We start from the raw sequence: 15,536 nt of genomic DNA, 5'->3' as shown, positions 1-15,536 counted from the left end.
TTTCCCCGAGCCGAAAAACGCGCCAAAGCGCACATAACTCAAGGCTTACGCTTTGAACAATGTATTGCTTCGCGCCGAACGCATAAGTTTTTTTGGACATAAATATTATGAGAAATCCTTCTTAGCTCCTCTCGCAAATGTTCTTAGCTCTGTTGTTACAAGCCTGAGACGGTTTGACCCCATAAATTCGTCAAATAAATGGCGACAGACCAGTAACACTGACTACAGGGAGAAGTACCCATGCGCGTCTTGACCCCCCTCTGCAGCGCGATTCTGATCGCCATGGCATGCGCCAATACCCAAGCGATGTCGTTGACCCAAGCGATCCAAAGCACGCTGGACACTCACCCGGAACTCAATGCCAGCCGTAACAGCCGGCTTTCGGCCGATGAAGATGTAAAAGTCGCCAAAGGCGGCTTCTACCCCAGCCTCGATCTCAATGCCGCCTACGGCCGCGGCTACAGCGACAACAGCAGCACCCGCGCCCGGGGCGGCAACCACCACACCGAGACCGACAACTACACCCAGTCGGAACTGCGCCTGCGCCAGATGCTGTTCGACGGTTTCAACACCTCCAACGAAGTGCAGCGCACCGGGGCGGTGGTCAACTCCCGTGCCTACTACACCCGTGGCACCGCCGAAAGCCTGGCCCTGCGCACCGTCGAGGTGTACCTGGAAGTGCTCAAGCGCCGCGACCTGCTGACCCTGGCCAAGAACAACCTGCAGGCGCACCTGCGCGTCACCGACCAGATCGGCCTGCGTACCGAGCGCGGCATCGGCAGCACCGCCGACCGCGACCAGTCCACCGCCCGTCGGGCCCTGGCAGATAACAACTACCAGACCGCCATGGTCGACCTGCAAGACGCCGAATCGAACTTCTACAGCGTGGTCGGGCGCATGCCGGACGAACTGGAAAGCCCGGCCTCGATCAAGGGCGAGCTGCCCAGCGACCAACTCGGCGCCCGGCGCAGCATGCTGGAGAACAACCCCTACCTGAAATCCGCGCAATCGGATGTGATGGCCGCCGAGAGCCAATACGAAGTGGCCAAGTCGCCGTTCTATCCACGCTTCGATGCCGAGGCGGCGGTGGGCGCCAATAACAATGTGCAGGGCGACCTTGGCCACGACAACGAATGGCGGGTGGGTGTGGTAATGAACTACAACCTGTTCCGTGGCGGCAGCGACAAAGCCCGCCTGGCGTCGGACTCGCACAAGATCAACCAGGCCATGGACATCCGCAACAACGCCCTGCGCATGCTCAACGAGAACCTCAACCTGGCCTGGCACGCCATGGACAACGCGCGCATCCAGACCCCCACCGCCCGCGAATACGCCGAGACCACCCAACGCGTACGTGCGGCCTACCAGGACCAGTTCGGCCTGGGCCAACGCACCCTGCTGGACCTTTTGGACAGTGAAAACGAGCTGTACAACGCCAATCGGCGCTACACCGAAGTGCGCTACACCGAAGAGTTCTCCATGTACCGCGTGCTGGCCAACATGGGCGAGCTGCTGAACAAGGAGCGCGTGGTGGTGCCGGCCGAAGCCATTGCCCAGTCGGAAGTCAAAAGCGAAGCCCACCTGCCTGACCTGAAGTAGCCACGACCTGGAGCCGATCGCCGTGAGCCAGATGGAACCGCTGAACCCGGGTGTCGACCCGCGCCAGAGCTTTGATGACCCATTGCTCGACGGCCTGCTGATCCTGTGCAAGCTGCACGGCCGTACCGTCAGCCGTTCCAGCCTGAGCGCCGGCCTGCCCTTGGCAGAGCAACGCCTGGGCCTGGACTTGCTGCCACGGGCAGCGGCCCGGGCCAGCTTGCAGGCGCGGGTCTTGCGCCGGGACTTAAAGGCCATCTCGGCGCTGAACCTGCCGGTACTGCTGCTGCTCAACGCCGGCCGCTGCGCGGTGCTGCGGCGCTGGGGCGAGGATGGCCAGGCGCTGATCCTGCCCAGCGAAGCCGAAGGCGGCGAACAGTGGGTCAGCCGCGAGGAGCTCGAAGCGGCCTACAGCGGCCAGGCCCTGTTCGCCCGGCCCCGCCACGAGATCGAAGACCTGCGTGCGCCGCTGGTGCCGCGGGTCGAGGCGTGGTTTCGCGACACCCTGAAGCTGTCGCGCTGGCTGTACAGCGACGCGATTCTCGCCAGTTTACTGATCAACCTGCTGGGCCTGATGGTGCCGCTGTTCGTCATGCAGACCTACGACCGCGTGGTGCCGAACCAGGCCATCTCGACCTTGTGGGTACTGGTGATCGGCCTGCTGATCGGCACGGGCTTCGAGCTGGTGCTGCGGGTGGTGCGTGCCCATCTGCTGGACACCGCCGGCAAGAAGACCGACGTGATCCTGTCGGCGACCCTGTTTGAGCGCATCACCGGTATGTCGATGAAAGCACGCCCCGCGACCATCGGCGGTTTTGCCCAGAGCATCCATGACTTCCAGGGCCTGCGCGAATTCCTCACCGCCGTGACCCTCACCAGCCTGATCGATCTGCCCTTCGCCGTGCTGATGCTGGTGGTGATCGGCCTGCTCGGCGGCTGGCTGGTGATCATCCCTTTGTGTGCGTTCCCGCTGACCATCGGCTTTGCGATGCTGATCCAGGCGCGCCTGCGCGACACCGTGCAAAAAAGCCTGAGCCTGGGCGCCGAACGCCAGGCGCTATTGATCGAAACCCTCAGCGGCCTGGAAACCCTCAAGGCCTGCAGCGCCGAAAGCGAGCGCCAGCACCAGTGGGAAAGCACCCATGGCGCCCTCACCCGCCTCGACAGCCATGCGCGCAACCTCTCGGCGCTGGCCACCAATGGCACGCTGTTCATCCAGCAGTTTTCCGGGATGGCGACCATTGTTGCCGGGGTGTACAGCATCATCGCCGGCAGCCTCAGTGTCGGCGCGCTGGTGGCCACCTACATGCTCGGCAGCCGGGTATTAGCGCCGCTGGGGCAGATCGCCGGGTTGATCACCCGCTACCAGCAGGCGCAATTGACCATGCGCAGCACCGATGCGCTGATGGCCCTGCCCCAGGAGCGCGACCCGCAGCAGCGCCCACTGGAACGCACACAACTGAGCGGCGCCCTGGAAGTCAGCCAGGTCACCTTCCGCTACGCCGGGCAAAACGCCCCGGCCCTGAGCCAGGTCAGTTTCCAGCTCAAGGCCGGCGAGCGCGTGGGGATTATCGGCCGCAGCGGCTCGGGCAAAAGCACCCTGGGCCGGCTGGTGATGGGCTTTTACGCGCCAGAAGAAGGCCAGCTGCTGCTTGATGGCCTCGACCTGCGCCAACTGGATGTGGCCGACCTGCGCCAGCAAGTGGGTTATGTGGCCCATGATCTGCCGCTGTTGGCCGGCAGCCTGCGCGATAACCTGACCCTGGGCGCGCGCTATATCAGCGATGCGCGGATGCTCGAAGTGGCCGAACTGACTGGCGTCAGCGAACTGGCCCGCCAGCACCCCCAAGGCTTCGACCGGCCGGTGGGCGAGCGCGGGCAACTGCTTTCCGGCGGCCAGCGCCAGGCGGTGTTGCTGGCCCGCGCGCTGCTGCTCGACCCGCCGATCCTGTTGCTGGACGAGCCCACCAGCGCCATGGACAACAGCAGCGAAGAAACCCTGCGCCAGCGCCTGGAGCTATGGGTCAGGGGCAAGACATTGCTGCTGGTCACGCACCGCACCTCGATGCTCAGCCTGGTCGACCGCCTGATCGTGCTGGACAACGGCCGCATCGTGGCCGACGGCCCCAAAGAAAGTGTGATCGATGCTCTGCGCAAGGGCCGTGTCGGCTCGGCCGCCGTCTAGGAGCCCCACCATGTCAGGCACTCCCGCGTCATCGGGTTATTTCAAGAGTTTTGGCAAAACCGCCGACAGCGAATTCATGCCCGAACTGGCGGGCGCTGCGCTGCAGGACTCGCCGCGCCGTTCACGGATTATCGTGTGGCTGACCGCCGGCCTGATCATCTGCGCCCTGCTGTGGGCCAACTTTGCCGTGCTCGATGAAGTGACCATGGGCGAAGGCAAGGCCATCCCGTCGAGCAAAGTGCAGGTGATCCAGAACCTGGAGGGCGGCATCGTCACCCAGATCTACGTGCGCGAAGGGCAAATGGTGGACAAGGGCGACAAACTGCTGCAACTGGACGACACGCGGTTCCGCTCGAACAAGGGCGAAAGCGAAGTCGACCGGTATGCCCTCACCGCCCAGGTCGAACGCCTGTCGGCCGAGGCCGAGGGGCGGCCGTTCAAACTGTCCGATGAAGTCATCGCCAAGGCTCCGCAAGTGGCTGAAGACGAGCGCTCACTGTTTGAACAACGCCAGCGGCGCTTGAGCAGCGAGCAACGGACCTTGAGTGAACAATTGCGGCAGAAAACCCAGGAGCTGGCGGAGTTCCGTTCCAAGCAGGGCCAATTCAGCTCCAGCCTGGCGCTGCTGCAACAAGAGATGAACATGTCGGCGCCGCTGGTGGGCACCGGCGCGGTGTCGCCGGTGGAAATCCTGCGCCTCAAACGCAGCGCCGTGGAGATCCGTGGCTCGCTGAACGCCACCACCCTGGCGATCCCCCGGGCGGAATCGGCGATCAATGAGATCAAGAGCAAAATCGACGAGTCGGTGCAAAGCTTCCGCTCGGAAGCGGCCAAGGAACTCAACGAAAAACGCACCGACCTGTCAAAAATCACCGCCTCGAGCATCGCCATCGATGACCGCGTCAGCCGCACCACCGTGGTCTCCCCGGTGCACGGGGTGATCAAGCAATTGAAGGTCAACACCATCGGCGGCGTGGTCCAGCCGGGCAGCGACATGGTGGAAATCGTTCCGCTGGAAGACAACCTGCTGATCGAGGCCAAAGTACGGCCCCAGGACGTGGCGTTCTTGCATCCGGGGCAAAAGGCGATGGTCAAGTTCAGTGCCTATGACTACACCATCTACGGCGGGCTGGCGGCGAAACTGGAGCTGATCGGTGCCGATACGATTACCGACGACAAGGGCAACAGCTTCTACCTGATCCAGGTGCGCACCGATAAGAACCATCTGGGCGGGGAGAAAAAACCGCTGCTGATCATCCCGGGGATGGTGGCGACGGTGGATATTATTACCGGGGAGAAAAGCGTGTTGGATTACTTGCTCAAGCCGGTGTTGAAGGCACGGACGGAGGCGATGCGTGAGCGTTAGCGGTGTTTGGGCGGGCGCCATCGCCGGCAAGCCGGCTCCCACATTTGACCGCACATGTCTTGAGCGGCGCGGTCAATGGGGGAGCTGGACCTCGGTGAACCGGCTAATCACCCCCATGATTACGCTGAAAAACCGCCTCCCCCATCGCCGCAATCTGCCCCTCGATCAACGCCTCGAACGGCCGCAACAACGGCTCGAATGACTGCGGCGCCTCCAGCACCTGCAACGCCTGCACAATCGCCTCTACTGTCGATAAAGCCCCCGGCCCCGGCGCCTTGCGCAGCCGGTAGCGAGACACCGCGCCCGCCGCCAGCGTCACCCGGGGCAACGCCGCCAGCAGCGGGTTGAGGTGCAGCAGCTTGCGCGCCTTGCGCCAGGTGCCGTCGGGCACTACCAACAACAAGGGTTCGTCGGATGGGCTGTAGGCCTGCAGCGGTTGCGCCTCTTCGGCGGGAAACAGCAGCCGCGCCTGATACCCCGGCGGGTTGAGCAAGGTGGGCAAGTCCTCGAAGACTTCACCCACCACCAGTTGCGCATTCATCAGGCCCAGCGCAGCCAGGCGCGCGGTATTGAGTGCATGGTTGACCTCGCTGGGATGCTGCAACAGCAACACCCGGGTGCGGCTGTCCAGGCTCGGGATCAGGGCACACAGGCAGTGAGTGGTCGGCCGCAGGCAGCGGGGGCATTGGGGTCTGGACATATTCAGGCCTGATTGAGCTGTGCTTTGAGTAAATCGCGGAAGGTCTGGATCAACGGCTCGCGGCTGCGCCCACGGCGCATGATCAGCGAAAACGGCGCCTGGTAGCCAAAGGTCGCCGGCAATAGCACCCGCAAGTCGCCTTTGTCGACCCAGGCCTGGGCGTAGTGTTCGGGCAAGTAGCCGATGTAGGCGCCGGACAGCACCAGGATCAACTGCGCCTCCATGCTTTCCACGGTGGCGGCGCTGTGTTTGAAGCCGTGGCGCGCCAGTTCCGCCTGGCTCCAGTAACCGCGCCCGACCATGCGTTGCTGGGTAATCACCGGTTCCGGGATGCGCCGCTCGCTGAACAGCGGGTGGCGCGAGCTGCAATAGAGCCAGTGCTGTTCGCGGTACAGCGGCATGTAGAGCAAGCCGCTCATGCGGTTGGAGAAGGCACCGATGGCCAGGTCCAGGCGATTGTCCTGCACCCCCAGTTGCAGTTCGTAGGGGCTCATCACCGACAAGTGCAAATGCACCGCCGGGTGCTCAAGGCTGTAGGCGCCGATGACTTCGGCGAATGGCAGGGCCTTGTCGCTGACGGTCGAATCAAGCACGCCCAGTTTGAGTGTGCCGCGCAGTTCGCCCTTGAGCGCCGCCGCGTATTGCTCGAAGCCCTCCAGTTCGCCCAGCAGGCGCAAGGTTTCCTGGTGAAACAACTCACCCTTGCTGGTCAGGCTGAAGCCGCCACGCCCGCGATGGCACAGCACCAGGCCCAACGCGCCTTCCAGCTGGCTCATATAAGTGCTGATGGCCGAGGTCGACAGGTTGAGCTCGTGCTGGGCACTGGCAAACCCTTGGTGGCGCACCACGCTTGCGAAGATGCGCAGCAGTTTCAGGTCGGGCAAGGCATTAGCCATGGGCGCTCCAGGCAAAAAATCAGCTGACAGGTCGGTGGAGTCTACCCCAGGCATTAGTTCAGAAAAATCTGAACTAAGTATTTCCCCACAGCGATTCTTCCCTTGCCTGGCATTTCGCAGAATCGGCCTCTGATAACCACAACAACGATGAGGCACTGCCGTGGACAAGATTTTTCACCAACCACTGGGCGGCAACGAAATGCCGCGCTTTGCCGGCATCGCCACGATGATGCGCCTGCCCCACCTGCAAACCGCCGCCGGCCTGGATGCGGCCTTTGTCGGCGTGCCCCTGGATATCGGCACCTCGCTGCGCGCCGGCACCCGCTTCGGGCCGCGTGAAATCCGTGCCGAGTCGGTGATGATCCGCCCCTACAACATGGCCACCGGCGCCGCGCCGTTCGACTCGCTGTCGGTGGCCGATATCGGCGATGTGGCGATCAACACCTTCAACCTGCTGGATGCCGTGCGCATCATCGAAGAGTCCTACGATGAAATCCTCAAGCACGACGTGATCCCGCTGACCCTGGGCGGCGACCACACCATCACCCTGCCGATCCTGCGGGCGATCCACAAGAAGCACGGCAAGGTCGGGCTGGTGCATATCGATGCCCATGCCGACGTCAACGACCATATGTTCGGCGAGAAAATCGCCCACGGCACCACCTTCCGCCGGGCCGTCGAAGAGGGCCTGCTCGATTGCGACCGCGTGGTGCAAATCGGCCTGCGCGCCCAGGGCTATACCGCCGAAGACTTCAACTGGAGCCGCAAACAGGGGTTCCGCGTGGTCCAGGCCGAAGAGTGCTGGCACCACTCCCTCGCGCCGTTGATGGCCGAAGTGCGGGAAAAGGTCGGCGGCGGCCCGGTGTACCTGAGTTTCGACATCGACGGCATCGACCCAGCCTGGGCGCCCGGCACCGGCACCCCGGAAATCGGCGGGCTGACCACCATCCAGGCGATCGAGATCATCCGTGGCTGCCAGGGCCTGGAGCTGATTGGTTGTGACCTGGTGGAAGTTTCGCCGCCCTACGACACCACCGGCAATACCTCGTTGCTGGGTGCCAACCTGCTGTACGAAATGCTCTGCGTGCTGCCTGGCGTCACGCACCGTTGATGTAGTGCGCCACCTGATCAGTCAATAAAAACAATAACTGGAGAGCGCCACCATGGCCCTGGATCTATTCATCGTATTTATCTACGCCGCCGGCATGCTCGTGCTCGGCTATTTCGGCATGCGCCGCGCCAAGACCCATGAAGACTATCTGGTCGCCGGGCGCAACCTGGGGCCGACGCTGTACATGGGCACCATGGCTGCGACGGTACTGGGCGGCGCGTCCACGGTGGGCAGCGTGCGCCTGGGTTATGTACATGGCATTTCCGGTTTCTGGCTCTGCGCAGCGCTAGGTACGGGGATCATTGCGCTGAACCTGTTTCTCGCCAAACCCTTGCTCAAGCTGAAAATTTTCACCGTGACCCAGGTCCTGGAGCAACGCTACAACCCCACGGCCCGCCAGGCCAGCGGGCTGATCATGCTGGCCTATGCGCTGATGCTGGCGGTGACCTCGATCCTGGGGATCGGCACCGTACTGCAAGTGATGTTCGACCTGCCGTTCTGGGCCGCCATCCTGCTGGGCGGTGGCGTGGTGCTGGTGTATTCGACCATCGGTGGCATGTGGTCGCTGACCTTGACCGATATCGTGCAGTTCGTGATCAAGACCGTCGGCCTGATGTTTATCCTGCTGCCGATCTGCCTGTACCGCGTGGGCGGCTGGGATGAACTGGTGGCCAAGCTGCCGGCAGCCAGTTTCAGCTTTACCAGCATCGGCTGGGACACCATCATCACCTACTTCATGATCTACTTTTTCGGCATCCTGATCGGCCAGGACATCTGGCAACGGGTGTTTACCGCCCGTGACGCAAAGGTCGCCCAGTATGCGGGGACCTTCGCCGGGTTCTACTGCATCCTCTACGGCCTGGCCTGTGCCCTGATCGGTATGGCCGCCCATGTGCTGATCCCGGACCTGGACAACGTCAACAACGCCTTCGCCGCCATCGTCAAACTGTCGTTGCCCGACGGCTTGCGTGGCCTGGTGATCGCGGCGGCGCTGGCGGCCATGATGTCCACCGCCAGCGCCGGCCTGCTCGCCGCCTCCACCGTGCTGACCGAAGACCTGCTGCCACGCCTGCGCGGCGGCAAGCAGTCGAGCCTGAACATCAACCGCCTGTTCACCCTGCTGACCGGCATCGCTGTACTGGGTATCGCCCTGGTGGTCACCGATGTGATCAGCGCCTTGACCCTGGCCTACAACCTGCTGGTCGGCGGCATGCTGATCCCATTGATCGGGGCGATCTACTGGAAACGCGCCACCACCTCGGGCGCGATCAGCGCCATGGCATTGGGGTTTGTCACGTCCCTGGTGTTTATGATCAAGGATGGTTTGGAGGCCAACACCCCGATCTACTACAGCCTGGGCGTGAGTGTGGTGAGTTTTGTGCTGGTGAGTGTGCTGTCGCGGCGGCCAGAGGCCACGACGGCCGACGTGGCTTGAGTCAAGCTTGCTTGAGCGGGTGCGACGAGGGGCGTCGCATCCGTTTTTTGTTTAACTCCCAGGGCTTTCAAACAGGTCACCGCACTCGTCACAAGCAAAGTACTGCTCTGCCGCCGAACACCGGATGACCCCAGTGGCTCCCGCCCTCACCTGCCATGTACATATATGCCCGTTGTACTTCAGGTTGCCCTCCAGATAACAAGGCGCCCACTCGTAACGGTCATGCAGGGCGCGGCTATCAATCTTCGACGCCCGTTGGAAAAACGCCTGCACATGGCTTGGGTCGAGGGGCACGTCAGAAGACCGGCAACTCTCGGGCTCCTGGGATTGGAAGCTTGAGATAACAATATTTTCAAGGTTGGGGGCGTGCAGATCCGTACATCCCGCAAGAACCAGTAATGCACCTATCGGCCACGCTTTGATGGTTATCATTCCCACACCGCACTACTGGCTTCACCCGGGTTTTTATAGGATATCTGCGGGTGCCTGTAGACATCACCCGAGGACAGGTTGAAATGAACATATAACTCGTTGACGAGCCATTGAAGGGATTGGTTTTGCACGAGGGTAACGGTCTCATACCGAGAGGTATCCAAGTGTTTGCCCACCAATTCGATGCCAATAGAGTCGGAGTTCACAGGATAGCGTTCAGGGTAGCTTTTTGCTCGCTCATATGCGTCCAACGCCTTGATCTGCGCAGTCCACGATAACGCTTGAATGCGGGCCATCTGAGCGCTGTCACATGATTTTTTATCAATTGCCAGACACTTCGAGCGAATGAGCTTTCCAACGTGGTAGCAGCGTTTTTTCAAGCTAGCCGTTTGGTAAATAAAGCCATTTTTATCAATCAGAAAGTGCGCACCGCTGCCTTTGGCGAGGTAGCCGTTGAACGTATGTTGCGCCGTAGGTGCATCCGTCTGGTGGACAACTAAAGCATGTACCGTCTGCAAATCCCCATGTTCAATCGCGTAAAACCGACGCAGTACCACTTTGTCGGAAACCAGCATTCCATCACTGTTAACAAACGACATAGCCCTGTCTTCCTTCCTTGAAGAGAGCAGGAATATAAAGCGTCCAAATACGAAAAAGGTCGGGGGAGCAGACAAAAGGAAACGTCCGACCAGAATACTTCCAGGGTCAGACAAAGCGAGCGCAACTTAATTTAGAAACCGGGTCTTCGACTGGTGCGCAGCTATCACATACAAGCGCGCCCACCTACCGTGTTCCCGGGACAGTGTGACGAGTAATCGCGCCCAAACACCAATGCCTGAGCGCTTTTCCGGGCTTACCTGCGACGCGGGCGGCGCTGTTCGTCATCGGTGCGGATAGGCACCGGTTGCAGCGGTGGCTCGATCAAGCCGAGTGCGACGCCGAGGTCGTGCAGCCAGTTTTGCAGTTTCTCTTTCATGGTGCCCCCTTTGAGGGTAGTGCCGAGCAGCTGGAATTCTGTGGCTGCTTCCTACAGATAGTAGTACTAAGTCCCACGTAATGCTTGCCTGAAACCGCAACGAACCATTACTGAATTGATACAAATCCTGACGGGGCGGTCAGGCAAGCGCCCGGGTCTCTTGTACAGGCCGCGTCTTGCCCGCTTGCTGCCGCTCAATCCATGCATTGAGATTAGCCCCAAGCCTGCCTTTGCGCCACATCAGCCAGGGGGCATGGGCAACAATCGACATGCAGTCCGATAGTAGCGGGCTTACGGCAAGGGGCAATCAGCTCAGTTCAATGCGGTCGGCATGAATCACAATCTGACCCTGCTTGTACAGCGCACCAATAGCCTTCTTGAAGTTACCCTTGCTCACGCCAAACAAGTTGCTGATCACGCTCGGGTCGCTCTTGTCGCTGACCGGCAAGCTGCCGTTGTTTTCCCGCAACTTGGCGAGGATCTTCGAGTTCAGGCTGGACGCCGCTTGCTCGCCGACCGGTTGCAGGCTCAGGCTGATATTGCCGTCGGCGCGGATTTCCTTGATGAAACCCTTCTCTTCCTTGCCCGGACGCAGGAACTTGAACACTTCGTTCTTGTGGATCAGGCCCCAGTGCTTGTTATTGATGATCGCCTTGAACCCCATGTCGGTGGCTTCGGCAACCAGCAGGTCGACTTCCTGGCCCACGGTGTAGTTGGCTGGCGTCTTGTCCAGGTAACGGTCCAGGCGCGCCGTGGCGGTGATGCGTTTGGTGTGTTTGTCGAGGTAGACGTGCACCACGCAGTACTCACCGGCGGTCAGTTGGCGCTTTTCCTCGGAGTAAGGCAACAACAGGTCCTTGGGCAGGCCCCAGTCGAGGAAGACCCCGATGCTGTTGACTTCAACCACTTTCAGGCTGGCAAACTCGCCCACCTGCACTTTTGGTTTTTCAGTGGTGGCGATAAGTTTGTCATCGCTGTCCAGATAAATAAAAACGTTAAGCCAGTCTTCATCTTCACTGGGAATATCTTTGGGAATATAACGATTGGGCAAAAGGATTTCACCTTCTTGCTCACCGTCCAGATACAAACCAAAGTTAGTGTGTTTAACCACTTGCAAACTGTTGTAGCGCCCGACTAAAGCCATTTCCAATACCCTCATTGCGTGGGCGGCATTCTACCCGAGTTGAAGGCGGCGGTCCCGTGTCCGGGCGCGCAACCCTGAAAAAACGCGGGTTTGCCGGGCAGTGGTCGGCAATTGCCCCGCTCGTCAGGTCGAGCCCCTGCCGTGCTGCGATGGCCAGGGGCTATTTTTACCCATGGGTTTCTATTTAAAACAGCGAGTTAGGACCTCGATCAAAGACCAACTTCGGGCGTTTATAATCGCGCCGCTTATTCCTGGGAGATATTTACCAAGCAATTGTCAAGCATTTCATGTACGATGCCTGGCCAAGTTAATTTTCTACAGGTTAGTGGCCGCCATGCGCGTAAAAGCATCCAACAGCAAAGCAAAGCCAGCTCCCGCCGTTGAAACCAGCGAATCGATCAACAACCAAATCGCCGCGTTCCTCAAGTCCGGCGGTGAAATCCAGCAGATCGCCAAGGGCGTGAGCGGCCAGACCTTCGGCCCGTCCAAGCAGATCACCCTGGGTAAGAAGTAAGCGCGCAAAGCCGCCTACGCACCCCACCTGGTCCCTAAGCGCCTTGCCTATCAAGGCGCTAGGACTAGAGCCAGCAACATCCCCCCGACACACATTCAACCACGCCAATCGACGAACGGGCCTCAATCCCTGGCTTTCGCCGGTATGCTTGCACACGTCTAGACCGGGCGTTTGCCCGATTCCTTCGGTTACTGCTCCTCGCTTTTCATGGAGTGATGCATGCTCAAAACCTGCATTTTCCTGGTCAGCGCCCTGCTCGCCAGCCCCCTCGCCCAAGCGCAGGTTTTCCAGCGTGAACTGGGCGATTTCGACTTGAAGCTGGGGACCACGCCCAGCCGCAGCATGGCCCAGGGCCTGGTCAAACCCACTGCCCCGGGCAGCAATGCGTTCCACGGCGGCCTCGACCTCACCCACGCCAGCGGCCTGTATTTCGGCCAGTTTTCACCGAGCATGGGCCTGTCGCCTGCCAACAACCTGGAAGTCGACTCCTATATGGGTTTCAAGCGCCCGTTCGACCAGACCCTGGGCTATGAACTGGGGATGATCCACTACAGCTACCCCAAGCTGAGCCCCCTCGACAGCCAGGCGTTCTACGGCGGCTTGAACCTACTGGGCAATCGGTTTGGCGTGTCACTGGGCAACGACCCCGACCGCCGCGACAGCACCCTGTTTGCCGACCTGGGCGGCACCCAACCGTTTGGCATTGGCGTGAGCATGAAGTACACCACTCATCAGTTAGGCGCCCCGGCCTCGGTGGAGGGCGGCTCGATCCGTGGCTTCAGCGATTGGTCGGTGAAATTCTCCCGACCGTGGATGGGCATGGACCTGGACCTGATCTACAGCGACTCCAGCCTCAGCGGCAGCGACTGTTCGGCCTACTCTGGACACAATTCGCAATGCGATGGCCTGTTGACCCTGAAGGCCGAGCGGTCGTTTTATTGATGGGCTGAACTGTCACGCCCCCAACGGGTTCAGATAAACATCCCTGGTCTGCGCAAGGACTCGCCCATGCTGCGTCGGTTAAGAATCCTGGTGGCCTTGCTGGTCCTGAGCCTCCTGCTTGCCGGTTGCAACCGCGTGGGCCTGGCCTACCGCAACCTCGACGTGATCATCCCCTGGACCCTCAACGACTACCTGGACATGAATGCCGGGCAGAAAAGCTGGTTCAACGACACCCTCAAGGAACACCTCGCCTGGCACTGCACCACCCAGTTGCCCGGCTACCTGGACTGGCTCGACCGCCTGCAACAGATGGTCGACCACCAGCAAGTCAGCGATGTCGCCCTGCAAACCCGCACCCTCGAAGCCAAGCAGGCAATCGCCGACGTCGCCCGGCAAATCACCCCATCGGCCATCGAACTGCTGCGCGGGCTGGATGAGCAACAGGTGCGCGAGATGGAGGCAGCGCTGGCCAAGGACCTGCGCAAACGCCAGGACGAATACCTCAAGCCGCCCCTGGAGCAACAGATCAAGGACCGCAGCACGCGCATGAGCAAACGCCTGGATGCCTGGTTGGGCCCGTTAAGCGCCAGCCAGCAAGCGCGGGTGCTGGCCTGGTCCACCGCCCTCGGCGCGCAGAACCAGCAATGGATCGGCAACCGCGCCCAGTGGCAGGCGCAGTTCATCGCCGCGGTCCAGCAACGGGCCAGCAACGATTTCCCACGCAAGATGGAGCAACTGCTGGTAGACCGTGAAAGCCTGTGGACCGCGGACTATCGCCAGGCCTATGCCCAGACCGAAGCCGCCGCCCGCAGCCTGCTGGTGGACGTGATGGCCCAAAGCACGGCGCAGCAACGCCAGAAGCTGGTGCAGAGAATCGATAAGGTGCGCAGCGACTTCCAGTCCCTCAAGTGCCTCAAGGGCCGCGCAGCCTAGTCGGACGACATCGGGCCCAATGTCCCCAGCCCTGCCACCAACCCCAGGATCAGCAGCACCGCGCCAAACTCCAGGCTCAAACTGCGGCGCAGGGCACGACAGGCCATTGCCTGCTCGCCGGTCTCCACCGCCCGCAGCAGAAGCGGGCTCAGATGGAAGCGGTTGAGTGCCGCCATGGCCAACATCACCCCAAACAACGCCAGTTTCAGGCTGAATAAAATGCCGTAGGTGCTCTGGGTAATCCCGTCCAGCGTCGCCCCGACCACCAACAGGTAATTCACCACGCCAGTGACTATCAACACCGCCACCAGCACCGCGCCGACCACCTCAAAGCCGGTCAGCGCCCTGGCCAGGCTCCTCACTGGCGCAATGTCCTGCGTGTTTCCAGGCAGCAACAGCAACCCAAACGCCGCCAATGCCCCGAACCAGGCGCCGGCCGCCAACAGGTGTGCGCTGTCGGCCATCAAGTGCCAGACGCGCAGCGCCCCGTCACTCATCGCGCCGTGACCGGCCCAGGCCAGTGTCGCCAGGGCGACCCCGGCGGCCCAGGTCGCCAGCCATAGACTGCCGGTGGGCCATGCCGCACCGGTCATAACAGCCAGCACCGCGACCCACAACGCCCCGATACGCAGCATCCAGGTCAAGCCCAGCTCGGTCTGCCACAGCATCATCTGCACATGCGGCCCAAGGGCCTGCCACGCTTGCTCGCCGCTCATGGCCCGCGTCATCACCAGCAACGAAGCCATTGAAAGCAGCACCCCCAGGATGGCAGTGCCGGCCAGCCAGCCCTTGATATTCAAGACCACACCGGACACTCGTTCCGACGCCTTCAAGCCATACAGAGCAAACAACCCCAAGCCAAACAGCAGCATCAGGTCCAGGTACAACGCAAACCGCAAGGCGATACCCAGTAAGTCACTCATGGCTGGACGCTGAACACCACATTACCGGTGATGGGATGGGTATCCGACGACACCGCACGCCAGTCCACCCTGTAGGTCCCGACCGGCAGCGGCGCCGTGGGCTTGATCAACATCACCTTAGGATCGCTGCCGCCCGACACACTGGCCTTGACCGGCATAGGCGAATGAGCCATGCCGGGCATCGCGGTCATGATCAGTTTGGCCCCGGAGAACTGCGTTATCAGGTTCTCCGAAAAATGCAGCTCGATGGTTGCGGGGGCAGCGCCCTTGGCCCCGTCGGCTGGCGATGAAGACAACAACGTCGGATGTGCCAATACCGGCACGCTCATCAACAGTCCAGCACACAGCGCAACCGCTTTAAACACAGACATGCAAGGCTCCTG

General features: G+C 61.2%; 15 protein-coding genes and 1 pseudogene. 8 read left to right on the top strand and 8 right to left on the bottom strand.

Going from position 1 to position 15,536, the window contains the following annotated elements; genetic code table 11:
• Positions 1-240: 240 nt before the first annotated feature.
• From BLL38_RS13275 to BLL38_RS13265, 3 genes are read left to right on the top strand one after another with little or no spacing between them, the layout of a single operon-like run.
• Positions 241-1,599: a TolC family outer membrane protein gene (locus tag BLL38_RS13275; protein ID WP_076963001.1), complete on the top strand. Its 1,359-nt coding sequence runs from the start codon at positions 241-243 to the stop codon at positions 1,597-1,599.
• A gap of 22 nt (positions 1,600-1,621) precedes the next feature.
• Entirely contained in the window at positions 1,622-3,781 is a 2,160-nt protein-coding gene (locus BLL38_RS13270) for a type I secretion system permease/ATPase (RefSeq protein ID WP_076963000.1), read from the top strand.
• Positions 3,782-3,791: 10 nt separating this feature from the next.
• Positions 3,792-5,147: an HlyD family type I secretion periplasmic adaptor subunit gene (locus BLL38_RS13265; protein WP_076962999.1), complete on the top strand. Its 1,356-nt coding sequence runs from the start codon at positions 3,792-3,794 to the stop codon at positions 5,145-5,147.
• Positions 5,148-5,250: 103 nt separating this feature from the next.
• Here BLL38_RS13265 and BLL38_RS13260 read toward each other — a convergent pair whose 3' ends face one another.
• Both BLL38_RS13260 and BLL38_RS13255 read right to left on the bottom strand, forming a co-directional pair.
• Positions 5,251-5,847: a tRNA-uridine aminocarboxypropyltransferase gene (locus BLL38_RS13260; protein WP_076962998.1), complete on the bottom strand. Its 597-nt coding sequence runs from the start codon at positions 5,845-5,847 to the stop codon at positions 5,251-5,253.
• A gap of 2 nt (positions 5,848-5,849) precedes the next feature.
• A complete protein-coding gene (locus BLL38_RS13255) occupies positions 5,850-6,743 on the bottom strand; it encodes a LysR family transcriptional regulator (protein ID WP_076962997.1) in 894 nt (297 codons plus the stop codon).
• 160 nt (positions 6,744-6,903) lie between these two features.
• On the opposite strand from BLL38_RS13255, the gene speB reads away from it, so the two are divergent.
• The gene (gene speB, locus BLL38_RS13250) at positions 6,904-7,854 is read left to right on the top strand and encodes an agmatinase (RefSeq protein ID WP_076962996.1); all 951 of its coding nucleotides are present in this window, start codon (positions 6,904-6,906) and stop codon (positions 7,852-7,854) included.
• Positions 7,855-7,906: 52 nt separating this feature from the next.
• On the top strand, positions 7,907-9,289 hold the full coding sequence (locus BLL38_RS13245; protein WP_076962995.1) for a sodium:solute symporter family protein: 1,383 nt from the start codon (positions 7,907-7,909) through the stop codon (positions 9,287-9,289).
• Between the two features lie 428 nt (positions 9,290-9,717).
• Here BLL38_RS13245 and BLL38_RS13235 read toward each other — a convergent pair whose 3' ends face one another.
• From BLL38_RS13235 to BLL38_RS13230, 4 genes and pseudogenes are all read right to left on the bottom strand, one after another.
• The gene (locus BLL38_RS13235; RefSeq protein ID WP_076962993.1) at positions 9,718-10,320 is read right to left on the bottom strand and encodes a peptidoglycan recognition protein family protein; all 603 of its coding nucleotides are present in this window, start codon (positions 10,318-10,320) and stop codon (positions 9,718-9,720) included.
• Between the two features lie 254 nt (positions 10,321-10,574).
• Entirely contained in the window at positions 10,575-10,697 is a 123-nt protein-coding gene (locus BLL38_RS31670) for a PA1414 family protein (protein WP_003210728.1), read from the bottom strand.
• 139 nt (positions 10,698-10,836) lie between these two features.
• Positions 10,837-10,944 (bottom strand): annotated as a pseudogene (locus BLL38_RS31745) (LysR family transcriptional regulator); the annotation flags it as partial.
• A gap of 60 nt (positions 10,945-11,004) precedes the next feature.
• Positions 11,005-11,841 (bottom strand): CvfB family protein, encoded by an 837-nt coding sequence (locus tag BLL38_RS13230; protein WP_076962992.1) that lies wholly within the window; start codon positions 11,839-11,841, stop codon positions 11,005-11,007.
• Positions 11,842-12,175: 334 nt separating this feature from the next.
• On the opposite strand from BLL38_RS13230, the gene BLL38_RS13225 reads away from it, so the two are divergent.
• The 3 genes from BLL38_RS13225 (at position 12,176) to BLL38_RS13215 (ending at position 14,230) form a co-directional block, all read left to right on the top strand.
• Positions 12,176-12,355 (top strand): hypothetical protein, encoded by a 180-nt coding sequence (locus BLL38_RS13225; RefSeq protein ID WP_007946007.1) that lies wholly within the window; start codon positions 12,176-12,178, stop codon positions 12,353-12,355.
• A 219-nt stretch (positions 12,356-12,574) separates the two neighbouring features.
• Positions 12,575-13,297 carry a TorF family putative porin gene (locus BLL38_RS13220; protein ID WP_076962991.1) on the top strand — a complete coding sequence of 241 codons (723 nt, stop codon included), beginning with the start codon at positions 12,575-12,577 and terminating at the stop codon, positions 13,295-13,297.
• Positions 13,298-13,363: 66 nt separating this feature from the next.
• The gene (locus BLL38_RS13215) at positions 13,364-14,230 is read left to right on the top strand and encodes a DUF6279 family lipoprotein (protein WP_076962990.1); all 867 of its coding nucleotides are present in this window, start codon (positions 13,364-13,366) and stop codon (positions 14,228-14,230) included.
• Here BLL38_RS13215 and copD read toward each other — a convergent pair.
• Positions 14,227-15,153, bottom strand: a complete 927-nt coding sequence (copD, locus tag BLL38_RS13210) for a copper homeostasis membrane protein CopD (protein ID WP_076962989.1) — start codon at positions 15,151-15,153, stop codon at positions 14,227-14,229. The genes BLL38_RS13215 and copD overlap by 4 nt on opposite strands.
• Positions 15,150-15,524: a copper homeostasis periplasmic binding protein CopC gene (gene copC, locus BLL38_RS13205; protein WP_076962988.1), complete on the bottom strand. Its 375-nt coding sequence runs from the start codon at positions 15,522-15,524 to the stop codon at positions 15,150-15,152. The genes copD and copC overlap by 4 nt, the downstream gene beginning before the upstream one ends.
• Positions 15,525-15,536: the final 12 nt, after the last annotated feature.

This window comes from Pseudomonas gessardii, from assembly GCF_001983165.1.
In the GTDB taxonomy this organism is placed as follows: Bacteria; Pseudomonadota; Gammaproteobacteria; order Pseudomonadales; family Pseudomonadaceae; genus Aquipseudomonas; species Aquipseudomonas gessardii.
The sequence above is the reverse complement of the archived record's forward strand: the minus strand, read 5'-3'. Positions and strand labels throughout refer to the sequence as shown.

Bases quoted from the DNA above. Each gene is read 5' to 3' on its own strand.
- BLL38_RS13220 (WP_076962991.1), top strand. From the start codon at position 12,575: ATGCTCAAAACCTGCATTTTCCTGGTCAGCGCCCTGCTCGCCAGCCCC.
- copD (WP_076962989.1), bottom strand. From the start codon at position 15,153: ATGAGTGACTTACTGGGTATCGCCTTGCGGTTTGCGTTGTACCTGGAC.
- copC (WP_076962988.1), bottom strand. From the start codon at position 15,524: ATGTCTGTGTTTAAAGCGGTTGCGCTGTGTGCTGGACTGTTGATGAGC.
- BLL38_RS13245 (WP_076962995.1), top strand. From the start codon at position 7,907: ATGGCCCTGGATCTATTCATCGTATTTATCTACGCCGCCGGCATGCTC.
- BLL38_RS13230 (WP_076962992.1), bottom strand. From the start codon at position 11,841: ATGGCTTTAGTCGGGCGCTACAACAGTTTGCAAGTGGTTAAACACACT.
- BLL38_RS13255 (WP_076962997.1), bottom strand. From the start codon at position 6,743: ATGGCTAATGCCTTGCCCGACCTGAAACTGCTGCGCATCTTCGCAAGC.
- BLL38_RS13260 (WP_076962998.1), bottom strand. From the start codon at position 5,847: ATGTCCAGACCCCAATGCCCCCGCTGCCTGCGGCCGACCACTCACTGC.
- BLL38_RS31670 (WP_003210728.1), bottom strand. From the start codon at position 10,697: ATGAAAGAGAAACTGCAAAACTGGCTGCACGACCTCGGCGTCGCACTC.
- BLL38_RS13235 (WP_076962993.1), bottom strand. From the start codon at position 10,320: ATGTCGTTTGTTAACAGTGATGGAATGCTGGTTTCCGACAAAGTGGTA.
- BLL38_RS13265 (WP_076962999.1), top strand. From the start codon at position 3,792: ATGTCAGGCACTCCCGCGTCATCGGGTTATTTCAAGAGTTTTGGCAAA.
- BLL38_RS13215 (WP_076962990.1), top strand. From the start codon at position 13,364: ATGCTGCGTCGGTTAAGAATCCTGGTGGCCTTGCTGGTCCTGAGCCTC.
- BLL38_RS13225 (WP_007946007.1), top strand. From the start codon at position 12,176: ATGCGCGTAAAAGCATCCAACAGCAAAGCAAAGCCAGCTCCCGCCGTT.
- BLL38_RS13275 (WP_076963001.1), top strand. From the start codon at position 241: ATGCGCGTCTTGACCCCCCTCTGCAGCGCGATTCTGATCGCCATGGCA.